A 14898-nucleotide genomic window follows, 5' to 3' on the forward strand; every position below is an offset into this window, starting at 1 on the left:
TTACGCGCTCAGCCCAACCCCTGGGGGGAAAGTATTATCGCTTGGATTTAACTGTCCGCCTCTGCTTCGTCATTAATGTCTGAGGGGCAAGTGTTGGCCGCTTCGGCAATACAAAAGTCGTTGAAAAGGATAGTTTCGTCACGCAATACATCGATGTGGTTCAGGCTGCGATAGAGGCCCCATTTAGGGCGATTCAAGTCGGCACCCTCACGCCACATATCAATATCATTCGAACTCCAGTCGAGCAGTGTGGCCTTGTCACGCAAACGGCGCAGGCTTACTTCTAGGCTACCGATATTAGAGCTTTTGGTTCGGACAAAAGCTTCAATCCATTCGCCCGTAAAATCTTCTAGTTCGACGCTAGCCACTTCACTGGCACCGGCTGCGGACGTGGGGGCATGCAGAACTTGCAACTTATCAGGGCTTCCGGATCGGGGAGTGAAGGTAACAATCGGCATGCTGTCATCGCCGTCAACGGCTTTAATTTGAAAAATATGCGTAAATGAGGGCGATGCCTGAAAACCCTCATCGAGCTTAAACTTCCAGCGGTAAGTGTGTATCTCACCTTCTGTGGCCACCCGGTCGGCAGGTGAGGCGGAATAGGTTTTAATTTCAATACGCTGCCGATCGTTAATGCTACTGATACAGCGGTCTCCGTCCGTATCGCGAAGTAGGTGAAAGGCAAACACATATCCCTCCAGTGTCTCGTCTACAACCTCCGTAATACGGCGTCCAAAGTCGTCGGTGTTTGGATCGCATACCGGGCTTTCCACCGCTGTGCCGCCCAGCTGATCGTTGAACAGTTCATAGGTCTCACCGGGCCCGTCGGCCGAGACCAGCACGCGATTGTTAACCTGTGTATCCAGTACACTTTGTAGGTGGCTTTGTGCCTGATTGGTCGATACCAGCTCCATGCTGTCGGAACCGGAAGCGCTCAGCAGGTTTACGACAGCGGATGATTGAGCAAAGGCCTCCGGGGCGAGAGAAAAATCGATAGTGGTGCCAGCCCCGTGAGCCAGATCAGGAATATGGATACCATTATTGGGGTCGCGGTCCTGATCGAGCGAAAGTAAAAGTCGCACGATATTAATCACCGTGGTTTGCTCTAGATCGTTGCTGCCGGCTAGAGTTAGCGGGGTGATAGTGGGCTGGGCTGGTACCGCCGGTAGCTTCATATCCCCAATTGAAAAGACAATCATCTCGCCCGGCAAGTACGCAAATTGGCCGTCTGAGCTGGTAAAACCACTGCCTGTATCGGTTTGATAGTGCAGATTGGCGACCGCATTGTCGATGAAAAAGCCATACCGAACGGCTGAATTATCCATGCCTATGGAAGAGGCACTGCTGGATGTTTGACTGCTAGAGCTCGAGCTTTTACTCGAGCTACTGCCGGTATCAATGCTGGATGCAGGGGGAGACTGGTCAGAGCCTCCTCCTCCGCAGCCGCCCACTAAACCGAGTAGGCACAGGATGTATGAAAATTGGGCGAGCTTCATCTTATGTACCTTCGTTATTATGTGTTTCATTATATAAATTGTCTTCTGCTTGTAATATTGATCACTTGTGGCAATAATGTCAAGTGGTAAGGCCGGTTTCGGGTTGAACGTGATTGTTTGAGCCCCGGGCAGTTAAGTCTCAGGTGCTTTTAAGGCTACTATTTTAAAGGCTCTCACCGGCCAGAAGTGGGGTAATGAGCCTAAGCTTCGAGTTCTTTTTCTCGGGAGTGCTAACTAAATTTATAAGTGAGGCAATAATGATAATAAAACCTAAGCGAAGCTGGTTTGCGGCTTTGTGCCTTTTGTTTATGCAGGTGGGCTTAGTCGCTGCAGAGCCGTCAGAGCAATTGAACGGCCCGGACGGATCAAATTGTGACGGCAAGTTTGTCATTCTCAAAATGGATGATCTGCGAGTTAAAGAAAACGATAATCTTTCTAAGAATTGGCTCACTTATATAGATAAGGTTAAGAGTCTAAATATTAAATCCAGTATGGGGCTCATTGTTGAAGAGGTAACTAAAGAAGCTAGGCCTTTTAACGAAACGATCATGTCGCTTCATAAGAGCGACCAGTTTGAAGTGTGGCACCACGGCTGGGACCATAAGCGAAGAAATTTGGAGCCGAATAAAAACAACCCGGGAGAGTTTGCCGGAACGCCTTATCAATACCAAAAAGCCCATTTAGAAAACGGACTTAAATACGCTAGAGAAACGCTTGGTATAGAGTTTTCAGCCGTTGGAACCCCTTACAATAAGTCCGATGACGTTTTTGTTGAGATTCTGGAGCAGACCCCTTCGTTAAAGGTATGGCTTTACTGTCAAGATGATCGTTTCTCAGGGCTATGTTTGAAAAGGGGGAAAAGCAATCATCTGGAAAACCCGATTGGCAAGGTCTCGTTCAGCAGTTTTCTAAAGGCTTATCGCAGTAGCGCTTTTCCGTATTTAGTTTTACAAGGGCACCCGGATAAGTGGAGTCGAGACAGCTTTGCTGAATTTGACAGAGTAATCGACCACTTAAAAAGCCAAAACGCTTGTTTTGTATTACCCTCTGAGTATTACCGCCGGCTTGCCGGGTGAGATACAAGCACTCAAGGGGCCGGGTAAGTAAAGGCCTGGAGTGGATGCGAGTAACGGTTTTCCGGTTTAGGGAATAAGGCTGCTTTTATCCTCTGCAGTCGCATTCTGGTTGGTATTTTTACTGCGATACTGGCTCGGCGTACACCCTTCTTTGCGTTTAAAAAACGTGTTGAATACCGATTTGCTATTAAATCCTACCTCGTAATATATTTCAGTAATGGTCTTGTCCGCATAGGCAAGATCGCTTAATTGTTGTTTCGCATCTTCTATACGGTAGCTGTTAATAAATTCGTAAAAGTTAGCGTGAAAATCTTGCTTTAGGATCTGAGACAGGCGTTTTGTCGGCAGCTTTAAGGTTGCTGCCAGTTGATCAATGGTAATGTCCGGTTGAGTATAAATTTTAGTCTTCACCATGGTTTCTTTGATAGATTCCACATAGGTCTTGTCTTCTGTAGGTAGGCTTTCATGCGCCACCGGAGGGTGAGACGATTCGTTGATGGCCGCCACCGAAGTGAATAACGTGAACTTTAATCCAATTAAAAGGTTGAGCATAAAGAACGTTAGATAGTAACCCGATAGGCCGACTATATTGAGTAAATCCAAATCGAAATCATCGATTGCGAATCCATATAATTTGAGGCTAAGCAGGGCTGAATCCCATAAAAATAAGCCCAAAAAGCTTACTAGCATGACTTTTAGCCAGGCGAGATCGCGCTTGTTTAGGTTGGCGAATACATTCTTGAGCTGTTCAGCATAGGCAAAGGCGAGCCGAAGGCACAGCAAGGCGTAAATAACCCGCATAAAGCGCCCTGCGGCGTCAAAGTATAAATAAGGGGCCGAATAGGCAATATGTTGAGTTTCGACCAGCATTTCGCGGCGTTCGTAACTTTGCAGGTAAAACGATACCAGCATATGAACAAAATACAGTACCACAGGCAGTGCGTGAAAGAGATGGATGCGACGCAGCTTAAAGTCTTTGTACAGCAGTGATCTAACAAAAAGATAGAGTAGTGGCCCGTCTATAAAATAGGCGTAGCTGCCCAAAAAAAACAGATTGGGGGATATATCCAGCAGCCATATTCTAAACTGCTTGCCCCAAAAGGTGAGTTCGTGCAGCGGAATAAAAATATGACAGATTAAAAAGCCGACAAAAAAGGCGGTGCTAAGCACTCTTTTTTGATTGGTGACGCTCAGCAGAAGAGCAAACAGCAAGCACTCGAATGCCGTTAAGATTAATACCAGATCGTGAAAGTTAAAAAGCACTGTATCCATGGGGTATTGGTTTCTGATTATTATGCCCACGGTGCGCCAATCTTTATGATGTTGGTACCGTTTGGGGGCTGAATTTAACGTTTAAAGTACTAAATTTAGGTCAGGATACGCTGTTTTTATGTGTTATTAAAAATTCGACTTTAACCCACCAAAAGCAGTGCTGGCAAGGGGTTCGCGTTAATTCGAACCCAGTACGAACCGTTATTAATACCCTGCGTTACGCTTAATGACTTATTCGAACTTATTATTGATCCTACGCGAACGACGTCTTGCCGAACTGAGCATAATCTAATACCAATCAGCCATTTTATGCAAATTGCTTACACATAATAGTGAGTGGCTGATCGAAAAATAAGTACACCCTCAGCGGTAGGTATAAGCCACAGTCACTAACCTGTCTGCAGCGGGGCAAACAAGAATAATCACTATAATCGAGAGGAATAAAAGCTATGCACCTTAAGAATCCATTGGCGGTGGCTGTTGGCATCATTGCCGCGGCGGGTCAGATAACGCAAGTTAATGCACAGGATGATTCTGGGCAGCTTGATCAAATGAACTTACTGGAAGAGGTCGTGGTAACGGCTGAGCGCCGCCCTGCCGATCTGCAAAGTACGCCCATTGCAGTTACCGCATTAACTCAAGCCGCTTTGACCGAAAATGACATTTTGGATGTAACGGATATGAGCGGCTTTGTCCCCAACCTGATGGTTACCGGGCAGGAGGAGCAATCGGACATCAAGATTTACATTCGCGGTGTTGGTACCAATAACCCCACTGAAACCGGCGACCAGGGCGTTGGTGTCTACGTTGATGGCGTATATGCCGCGCGTGCTCAGGGCGCGCTGGCGTTGATGTACGATCTGGAAAACGTACAGGTGTTACGCGGCCCACAAGGTACTTTGTTTGGTCGCAACAACACCGGTGGCGCTTTGTTGCTGCAAACTGTAAAGCCAGGCCAAGAGTTTGAAGGTAATTTCCAGACCACCTACGGCAGCTTTAATCGCCAGCAAGTTTCAGGCGCTGTAACCTTACCGGTATTGGATAACTTATCATTCCGGGTTGCCGGTTACTCCGACCAAGACGATGGTTGGGTTAATGCGATTAGCGAAGACCCCCGCGGCAGTGAGCATAATTTCTCGGGCCTTTCTACGGGCCGTACAGCCAATGTGGGTTTAAAACTGAATAATACGGATGTGCGCTCTGCGCGTATTACCGGTTTATGGGACGCTACCGATAGTCTGTCCTGGACTGTGTCTTACGAGACATTTACCGACAATGGTAACAATGGCATATTGCTTAACCCCGTATTGGTAGAGCAAGACAATTTTGATTCATTTATCGACTCTCCTGTTGCGCTAGAGCTGCAGAGTGACGTTTGGCGCTCTACGGTGAATTTTGATATCAGCGACAATCTCAACCTTCAATATATCGCAGGCATTAGTGATTTACACCGCGAGCAGGTGGTGGATCAGGATGGTGGTATCACCTCGCGTTTTCAAGAGGGGCGTACGGAATATCAAGATTCCACCGCCGAAAGCCACGAAATCAAATTGCAGAATATTGAGGGCGAGGTCATTGATTGGGTGATAGGCGCCTATTACTTTGAAGAGGAAACGGCAATTCGCTTTGATTTTGACGGTCAAGGTAGCTGGTTGCAGGGGGGCAATACGTTTATTCAGCCCGCACGGGGCACCGAGTCGGGAGCCGCTTATGCTCAGGCAACCTGGCACCTGACGGAACAATTTTCACTTACCGGTGGGGTTCGCTATACCGACGATCTTAAATACGATCGCGGCGGTCGAAACATTCAAGATTGTGAAAATGAATTTATTCGCCCAACTCTGGGCGGAGAGAATCTATCCGTCTTTGAAGACTTTCTCAATAACACCACAGGAGAAGAGGGCGCAGACGGTTTAGACGATTACACCGGTCGCGAGCGCACTCGAGGCCAATGTGCGGCCACTCTGCGCAACGACGTAGAAAGTGAAGATGATCAGCTGACGTATCTGGCTCGGGCTAGCTACGATTGGGAAGATTCAATGGTTTACGCCAGTGTTAGCACCGGTTATCGCGCAGGTGTGATTCAAGACGGCGGGCAGGCGACTAACCCTGAAAACAGCACCAGCTACGAGGTCGGCTACAAGTATCAAACGGGTTCTTTCCGGTTGAATACTGCAGCCTTCTTTATGGAATACGATGATCTGATTCGTTCAGGCTTTGATGAAGATCTAAACCAAATCGTGAACTCAAACGTGGCCGGTGCCGAAATCTCCGGGATTGAAGCCGAACTTACCTGGATGATTGGCAGCGGCGGTCAGCTGGATATCAGTGGTGGTTACCTGAATGCCGAGTACACCGACTATATTGTCGATGGCGCAGGCTACGGTACCAATCTAACGCCGATTATTGGCGCTGATGGTGAGCCTACAGGTTTTTACGATTTGGCGGGTAACAAGTTGCCGCAGTCGCCGGAGTTTAATTTTAATACGACTCTCCGTTGGGACTTTGAGACCAGCATTGGTTTGATTACCCCTCGAATCAATGTGCGCTATGTGGATGACGCGTTCTTCCGCGACCAAAATGAAAATGGTGCGCCTATCAATAATATTATTAATGATGAAGAGCAAACCGGCTTCTACTGGGGCAACCCCGCCGGGCAAGATGCTTATACCAAAGTGAATCTTGGGCTCACTCTTGATCCGGGCGATAGTTGGTCGGTGGATGTGTTTGTTAACAACGCCACTGACGAGATGACCAAGTCCAGCGCCTCTGTTGATAACAACACCGCTGCCGGTTTTCCCGGGCGCTATGCGCCGCCGCGTACTTACGGTGTAAGAGTCAACGCAAGCTTCTAAATAATGATATCGCCACTGGTGCCAAGCCCCTCGGTTGGCACCAGATCAATGGACAAAGATGTGAATTATAAAAGGTAACAGATAATGAAAACTTCAATGTTTGGCGCTCGTACAAAAAGACAGTTTAACACCAGCCACCTGGCAGTTAGCACGCTTGCGCTTAGTGCCGCACTTGGCTTGAGTGCTTGTGGCGGAAGCAGCCCAGAAACAGTGACCCCTGTTCCGCCCGCGGTGGAGTCTCCCGCCGCTGGTGCAGAAAGTTATACCGCCCTCAAAGCCGATGGCACCATGTGGGTGAATCAGAATGAACAAAAAGTATCCCTGCGCGGTATTAATATCGGCAACTGGCTGAGCATGGAACTGTGGATGTTTGACAATGGGGATAACCCCTTGGGTGAGAACATCCCCGACCAGTGCTCGTTGGAAGAGACCTTGACAGAGCGTTTTGGCGAGGCTGAAAAAGATCGATTAATAAAACTACACCGCGACAGCTGGTTCACCGAAGCCGATTGGGATGTGATTGCCGAAGCTGGGTTTAACGTGGTGCGCGTTCCTTTTCCCTACAGCCTGATCGAGAATGATGATGCGCCCATGACGTTAAAAGACGATGCCTGGGAGTATTTAGATTGGGCCGTGGCCGAAGCTAAAAAACGCGAAATCTATGTAGTGCTGGACTTGCACGGTGCTGTCGGAGGCCAAGGCGTCGAGCAACATACCGGTTGTGAAGGGCAAAACGAACTGTGGAGCAATGACTCGTATCAAGAGCGAACCAAATGGCTTTGGGGCGAGATTGCTAAGCATTATCAAGGTGAAGCTACCGTAGCTGGTTATGGGTTGCTAAACGAGCCCTGGGGAACAGATTCGGCAACTTTACGAGATTTGTCAGTTGAGCTATACGATGCAATACGAGCTCATGATGAAGAGCATGTCGTCATACTTGCGGGGCACAACGCCGACGGTATATCCGCTTATGGTGATCCTATGGATTACGGCATGGAAAACGTCGCTTTTGAACCGCATTTTTATCCGGGCTTATTTGGCTGGGGTGAAATTGGTTACAACGTACACCGCGATTGGTTGACCTGCGGTGAAAACGGTGACTCAGGCGTGTGCGATTGGGCCAACAGAGCTCGCAAAGTTTATACGCCTATGCTCGTTGGAGAAATGCAGCCCTGGAATGGGTTAGGTGAAATGGGCGGTGAAATCACCCGCGCCACCTTCGATACTTACAATGACCTTAACTGGGCGGGCACCGCTTGGTCGTATAAAGTCGCAACCGCGTCCGGTGGCTTGGGCAATGGTACCTGGGGCTATGTCACGAACAATGGCGATCAGCTTATTACCAAGGCCCAAACCTGGGGCTGTGCAGGCTGGGAGTCTACCTTTGCCAATGCTTGTGATGTACCGGCCAGTAGCACAACGCCTTACGAGGGGGAAGGTACAAAAACCATGTACCTAGTCATTAAAACCGGTGGTTTTAATGGTGTCGATGTCGTTTACGACAGTATCCAACTCAATAAAGACTCAGATGGAACCAACATTATCGTAAATGGTGAGTTTGGCTCTGGGGCCGAGTCCAGCTGGACCGAGGTATCACTGTGGGGAGATCCCCGAAATTATGAGTTCGGCTATTCAGCCGGTGAATTTGCTGGCAGTGATAGCGGTGAAGCCCTGCGTGTTACATCACCGGCAGGTAGCCATGCGCTGATTTATCAAGCGGTTGAAGTGGAAGGTGGCGAGTCCTATACCTTGTCGGGCAAATTTACGGATTTAGGCAGTAGCGATACCTGGGCCGAAATCTATTTGGTGCCTGATATGCCACAAGAGTGGGTAGATGTCACCGGCCGAGCCATTCCCAGTGTCAATGTTAATTCCTCTTCTATTGAAGAGATTGAAGAGTACTTCAGCTTCTTTGCCATAGATGAAATGGACTATGTCGTTAACCACTGGGTTAAAGAGTCGCTGACCTCGGAAGAGTCCGCAACAATATTTACCAATATTCCGGGTAAAGCCAGTAACTTGGCGCTCGATGTCAGTAATTCCAATGTGGCGCTAAGTTGGGACAGTGCCGAAGGCGAAGTGGTAGGCTACAAAATATACCGTTCTTTGGCGCCTCGCTCCGGTTTTGAGGAGATCGCAACCGTCGAGGCAAACCGTTACAGCGACGATACCGTGAGCGCCGATACCACTTATTACTATTATGTCGCAGCCTTTAATGACACCGATGAAGGCTACGCCAGTGAAATCATGGCAAGTGGTGAAACCTTCTATACAGTACCGACAAAAATTGAAGCCGAGAGTTACTCCACGGCACATCCTGGTGTGCAAACTGAATCCGCTGGTGATGAAGGCGGCGGCTTTAATATCGGAAGCTTTGAGAGTGGCTACTGGGTCGATTATGACATCAATGTACCTTCCGCTGGCTCTTACGTAATGGATTTTCGTCTGGCCAGTCAGGTGGGTAGCGTACAGTTTGAAGTAATTGTCGCCGATCAAGTATTAACCACTGTTACGGTGCCAAATACCGGTGGTTGGCAGTCTTATCAGACGCTTAGCTTCGATGTGGAGCTTCCTGAAGGGCGATCAACGCTGCGGTTACGCTCGGTCGATAACCAGTGGAACTTAAACTGGTTTGAGATCAAAAATCCCTAACCCAGAATGTCACGCCGTCCCGATCCAAGGGGCGGCGTGCACTCTTTGTGCGATGGGTTTTGAGTATGTGGCTGAAGGAAGCTAGGTTTGTGCAGACTCATTAAGCTGCATGATCGACCTTTATCTGTTTCGTAGTATCAGTAACTTATGACGCTTCGCCAAACAAATAATGAATAAAATGAGGCTAGAGATGAAGCATAAAACTAATAATCGAAAATGCTTATTCAATCTATATATAAGTGCGAAAAAATTGGCCATTGGGGCCCTACTCCTAAGTGGAGTTATGTTCAGTACGGTTAGCCAGGCCCAATATGTATCGACACAAGGCACCAAGATTGTCGATGAAAATGGTGACGAACTTTTCTTAAGCGGCATCAATCTTGGTAACTGGCTGTTGTGGGAAGGCTACTTGATGATGGGAGATTTTAACTATCGAACCCACTCGCAATTTTTAGATTCCCTTTCTCAAGCGTTCGGCAGTACCTCTAAAGCTGAAGAGTTTGAGCATCAATGGCGATTAAATTATGTGGATGATAAGGCTATAGCCGATCTAAAAGCGCTGGGCTTTAATTCGGTTCGGGTGCCTTTTCACTACAATATGTTTTGGGAAAACGGCAGCTTAAGTAATAAAGGGTTTCAATATTTTGACCAAATAATTGAAGCCTGTCGTGATCAGGGAATTTACGTTCTGTTGGATATGCATGCCGCGCCGGGTTACCAGAATCCGGGAGATCACGCCGATAACATTAACTCTAACGCCAGCCAGCCCCGCGATACTGTAACCTTCTGGGATGGTAATAATGTGAATATTGCCAGCTCGGTTTGGCGACATATTGCCGATCGCTATAAAAATGAACCGGTAATTTGGGGTTACGACTTAATAAATGAACCTGTTCCTCAGCCCGGCCGTGAATTTGAACTGTTGGGTTCACTAATCGCAATGCGCGATGCGATTCGCGAGGTGGATTCAAATCATGTCATTGTCGCCGAAGGTTCGTGGTGGGGATCGGACTTGACCAAAATCGACTGGAGCGATCCGCAGGTGCAGGCCGAAACAGGCGTTAGTGCCCAGTGGGATAATGATTTGGTCTATCAAATTCATCACTATGGTCCGGTATCCACAACGCGTGGGCGTGAAGATCTTACCAATAATTTGAATATCCCTCTTATTATTGGCGAGTATGGCGAAACCGACCCTGGCAATCTGGCCGCTATAACCGATTGGGCCAAACAAGAGTTGTCGGGTTATTTCCCCTGGTCTTTTAAGAAAATGTCACACGATAAAACCTTGTGGACAATACCGCCCAATAATGCTTATAACGAGATTAAAGCTTTCATTAATAATGGTGGGACACCTCCGACTCATCTGTTCGATGAAATGATTAACTTTGCACAGAACAATATTCGCAATGGTCACTCCAGTCATACCTGGCATCAGAGCTTTTACGATGCTGTAGCACCCTCTGCTCAAGTGGTCCAGCCGGACTGCGGCGCAGCACCGGTCACTGAGTTGCCTGGAAGGATAGAAGCAGAATCATTTTGCCAAAGCTCAAGCCTGCAAACTGAAACTACAGGTGATGTCGAAGGCGGACAAAATGTGGGTTTTATCAGCCCCGGTGATTGGGGCGAATACAACATTAACGTACCGAGCTCTGGTACTTATACATTAAAGTTACGCACGGCAGGGCAGGCCACCTCCGGTCAAATAGATGTCAAAGTAGACGGTGCCTCAATCGCAAGTGTAAGCACGCCGGTCACCGGTGATTGGCAAAGCTATCAGACAATGACTCGGGAAGTTACACTGAGCGCGGGTGATCATCGCCTGCGCCTGGATTTTTTAACCGGTGGCTTCAATCTAAATTGGATAGCGTTTGAAGCAGGTGAGTCCGAGCCGAATCCTGTCGATCCGTGTGCTGGTAGTCCCCTGAGCTTGCCTGCCAAAATAGAGGCAGAAAACTATTGCGCTATGCAAGGTGTGCAGACAGAGGCGACAGCCGACAGCGGTGGAGGCGACAACATCGGCTGGATTGATAACGGTGACTGGACGCAATATCAACTGACTGTGAGTGAGAGCACCGACTTTACCGTAACCGCTCGGGTGGCGAGTCAAAATGGTGGTGGTCGCATGAACATAGAAATTGATGGTAGCAATGCCGGTGGCATCGACATTCCCACCACGGGTGGTTGGCAGAACTGGCAATCAATAGCAGTGCCAATAACTTTGAGTGCCGGCGATCACAGTGTTCGTTTTAACTTTGTAAGCGGCGGTTTTAATGTCAATTGGATTGACTTTACCGAGCAAAGTGCGCCCGATAACGCTGATTTACAAGCTGGAACCTATGTTATTACCAACGACGCCAGCGGTAAGGTTCTGGATGTCTCTGGGGTATCTACTCAAAATGGTGCCAATGTGCATCAGTGGGATTATTCCGGCGGTCTCAATCAGCAGTGGTTGGTTGAAGCTTTGGGCGATGGCAGCTATGAACTGGTCAGCCTTAATAGTGGTTCATGTCTCGATGCCGATGTTGTCAGCGATAATGTGCATCAGTGGTCCTGCCAGAGTAACAGCAATCAACGCTGGACGATTGAGCGTCAACCGAATGGTTACTACACCATTTTGACGATATCGGGGGAAGCGGTGGAAGTCGAGGGCAACAGCACCGTCAATGGCGCTAACATTCGCACTGCCAACCTTGTGCAAACATCGCGTCAGCAGTGGCGCTTTGATCTTGTAAATTGATCTGAAAGAACTCTCCTGGAGGGATAGCTTTTCGAGTTTCACTATCCCTCAAAACGTCAGGCTTTGGGCTTTTGTCTTTTGGGCAATAAGCCCCTTTTTTTTGCTGCGCGGTTTCAAGTAATTACTCTCTTTCTCCTCGCCCATGATTTCCCCCTCAGTATAAGTATCTTAAGCAATATTACCTGGCAGTTAACGGATACCCTGATGTTAATGACTGCCGGTAAATATAGTAGATCGTTGCGCATTTATTGCGAGCTGTGAACCAAGACTGCCGGAAGTCATGGTGAAGAGGGGAGAATAAGCTTTAATGACACAGTGGTAGGGGGTGAGGATAACAGCCGGTCTCAACCATACTTGATATAGGTGTATCCCCGACATTCGGGTGGAACCGGCGTGCCGGGGATTTGCTAAAAAAGTTAGGTTGGTGGCGTCGTCAGTTTACTCGTAAACAGTAAAGCGACCTTTTAAGCCTGATGTTGCATCCTTGGCAATCCACAATTCGAACTCTCCAACCTCAGTGACTTTTTCCATTTTTTGGTTGTGGAATGCGAGTGCATCAGTGGATATTTCAAATTCAACGACCCGAGATTCACCCGGCGCAAGTGTTACACGTTCAAAGCCTTTTAACTCTCGAATGGGGCGAGTACGTGATGCAACCAAATCCCTAATATACAGCTGAACTACCTCTGTGGTTTTTACTTTGCCAGTATTTTTGATGGTGGCACTGGCTTTAAGCGTCTCTCCCAAAGCGATGCGCGATTTAGCAATAGCGAGATTGGAATACTCAAATTCGCTGTAGGTCAAGCCAAAACCAAAGGGGAACTCGGGCTCATGACCATAGTCTAGGTGGTTCGATGAGTTACCGGGATCGTGTTGGAATACGCCTTGTTCAATTTCACCAATGAGAGTGTAATTGTCATCAGTGGCCGGGCGCCCAGTTGCCATTCGATTGTAATAAATGGGAATTTGTCCTTCGCCCTTGGGCCAGGTAATGGGTAAGCGGCCCACAGGGGAATACTCTCCGTAAAGTACATCAACTAAAGCGGGGCCTGCCATAGTGCCAGGGTGCCATGCCATCATGATGGCATCGGATTGGCTGCGTACTTTGCCCAGCTCGATAGGACGGCCTGCCATAATAACGGTCACCAGGGGTTTTCCCGTTTCGCTTAAGGCTTTTACCAGCTCTTGTTGCGCCCCAGGCAATGCAATATCACCGCGGCTGTGCCCCTCACCCGATAAAATAGATTCTTCGCCACCCACATACACGATGACGTCGGCTTGTTGTGCTGCCTCTACGGCTTTACCAAACCCTTTTGTCGATGTGTCGCGGCTGTATTCCAGTCCCTGAACAAAGGTAAACGAATCGGTTCCGCCAAGATATTGTTCAAGAGCCGGTACTAAGGGCTCTGAGTCCTCCTTGTTGCCATTGTAAATCCAAGTACCCAATTGTTCATGGGGTACATTGGCCAACGGGCCGATTAATGCAATCTTGGTTTTTGGGGCAAGTGGCAATATCGAATTGTCATTTTTCAATAAAACAAAGCTTTCCCGCGCAGCTTCACGTGCAGCTTGTCGATGGTCATCGCTAAGGATAACCGCCTCGCGGTTGCCTCTCGGGTAAGGGTTCTCCCACAGGCCCAGGCGCATCTTGACCCGAAGCATATGACGGACCGCTTGGTCTAACTTCGCCTCGGTAAATTTCCCCTCTTTAATAAGCTGGGGCAGATGCTGCTGATAAGTATCGGTGTACATTTCAAAGTCAATGCCCGCGTTGGCACTCAGCTCGGCGGCATGTTTGGCGTCTCGGGCAAAGCCGTGAGGTAACATTTCCATGACCGCATTCCAGTCGCTGACCACAAATCCGTCAAACCCCCATTCGTCTCGCAAGATAGTTTTCAGTGCGTACTGATTGGCGGTAGCTGGAATGTCGTTCAGGGTGTTGTAAGAGCTCATGATGGTCATTAGCCCCGCGTCTACCGCTGCTTTGAATGGCGGTAGGAAGGTGTCGCGCAATCTCGCTTCAGGTATATAAGCGGCATTGTAGTCGCGCCCGGCTTCTGCTGCGCCATAACCAATAAAGTGTTTTGCCGAGGCCGCCATGGCATCGGGGCGGCTAGGGTCATCTGTTTGAAAGCCTTCGGTCATAGCGACCCCCAATATGGAGGCCAAATAAGGGTCTTCTCCCAGAGTTTCTGCAATTCGGCCCCAGCGCGGGTCGTGGGATATGTCAATCATTGGGGCAAATGTCCAGCGAATGCCGTCAGTTGTTGCCTCTTCGGCGGCGATGCGTGCGCCTTTTTTAACCAGCTCTGGGTTCCAGCTGGCCGCCTGGCCTAACGGTATGGGAAAAATGGTTTCGTAACCGTGAATGACATCCTGGCCAAAGATCAGTGGTATACCCTGAGGGCTTTCTTCCACGGCGATTTTTTGCAGCTCGGCAAAAGCGTTGTCGTTAACGGAGGAGAAATTAACGTTCAAAAAACCGCCAACCTCGCCCTGGCGAATCTGTTCTTTAAGGGCCGGTATTTGTTCTGCACTGTAAGTGCCAAAATCACGCAGAGCGAGTTGTCCTACTTTTTGCTCAATGGTCATAGTCTCAAGCAGGGTGTCGATACGTTCTTCCACTGCGTCGGCACTCGCGAGTGGGGCGCCGAGGCACATTACTGGCAGGCAGTAAGTCAATAGCTTTTTCATAGGTGACTCCATTATTTGGTCACTTCGTTATTCGTGAGCAGCATTACGCTGAGTGAATGGCCACAAAATGGTGGCCAATCACTACTATAAAATCACCTTGTCTGTGTGTCGTA

Annotated in this window: 7 protein-coding genes; 4 read left to right on the forward strand and 3 right to left on the reverse strand. The window is 48.6% G+C overall.

Annotated elements, in window-relative coordinates; all coding sequences use genetic code 11:
- Positions 1-47: 47 nt before the first annotated feature.
- On the reverse strand, positions 48-1496 hold the full coding sequence (locus Q4526_RS10605; protein ID WP_215977047.1) for a hypothetical protein: 1449 nt from the start codon (positions 1494-1496) through the stop codon (positions 48-50).
- Between the two features lie 257 nt (positions 1497-1753).
- On the opposite strand from Q4526_RS10605, the gene Q4526_RS10610 reads away from it, so the two are divergent.
- Positions 1754-2572 (forward strand): hypothetical protein, encoded by an 819-nt coding sequence (locus tag Q4526_RS10610; RefSeq protein WP_303609618.1) that lies wholly within the window; start codon positions 1754-1756, stop codon positions 2570-2572.
- 66 nt (positions 2573-2638) lie between these two features.
- Here the strand turns inward: Q4526_RS10610 and Q4526_RS10615 are convergent, their stop codons facing one another.
- Entirely contained in the window at positions 2639-3844 is a 1206-nt protein-coding gene (locus Q4526_RS10615; RefSeq protein WP_215977049.1) for a helix-turn-helix domain-containing protein, read from the reverse strand.
- Between the two features lie 449 nt (positions 3845-4293).
- On the opposite strand from Q4526_RS10615, the gene Q4526_RS10620 reads away from it, so the two are divergent.
- The 3 genes from Q4526_RS10620 (at position 4294) to Q4526_RS10630 (ending at position 12091) form a co-directional block, all read left to right on the forward strand.
- On the forward strand, positions 4294-6699 hold the full coding sequence (locus tag Q4526_RS10620; RefSeq protein WP_215977050.1) for a TonB-dependent receptor: 2406 nt from the start codon (positions 4294-4296) through the stop codon (positions 6697-6699).
- A gap of 84 nt (positions 6700-6783) precedes the next feature.
- The gene (locus Q4526_RS10625; protein WP_215977051.1) at positions 6784-9351 is read left to right on the forward strand and encodes a carbohydrate-binding protein; all 2568 of its coding nucleotides are present in this window, start codon (positions 6784-6786) and stop codon (positions 9349-9351) included.
- Positions 9352-9634: 283 nt separating this feature from the next.
- Entirely contained in the window at positions 9635-12091 is a 2457-nt protein-coding gene (locus Q4526_RS10630; protein ID WP_215977052.1) for a carbohydrate-binding protein, read from the forward strand.
- A gap of 438 nt (positions 12092-12529) precedes the next feature.
- Here the strand turns inward: Q4526_RS10630 and bglX are convergent, their stop codons facing one another.
- On the reverse strand, positions 12530-14785 hold the full coding sequence (gene bglX / locus Q4526_RS10635) for a beta-glucosidase BglX (protein WP_215977053.1): 2256 nt from the start codon (positions 14783-14785) through the stop codon (positions 12530-12532).
- Between the last annotated feature and the right edge of the window lie 113 nt (positions 14786-14898).

The sequence above is a fragment of the Gilvimarinus sp. 2_MG-2023 genome (genome assembly GCF_030547685.1).
GTDB lineage: Bacteria > Pseudomonadota > Gammaproteobacteria > Pseudomonadales > Cellvibrionaceae > Gilvimarinus.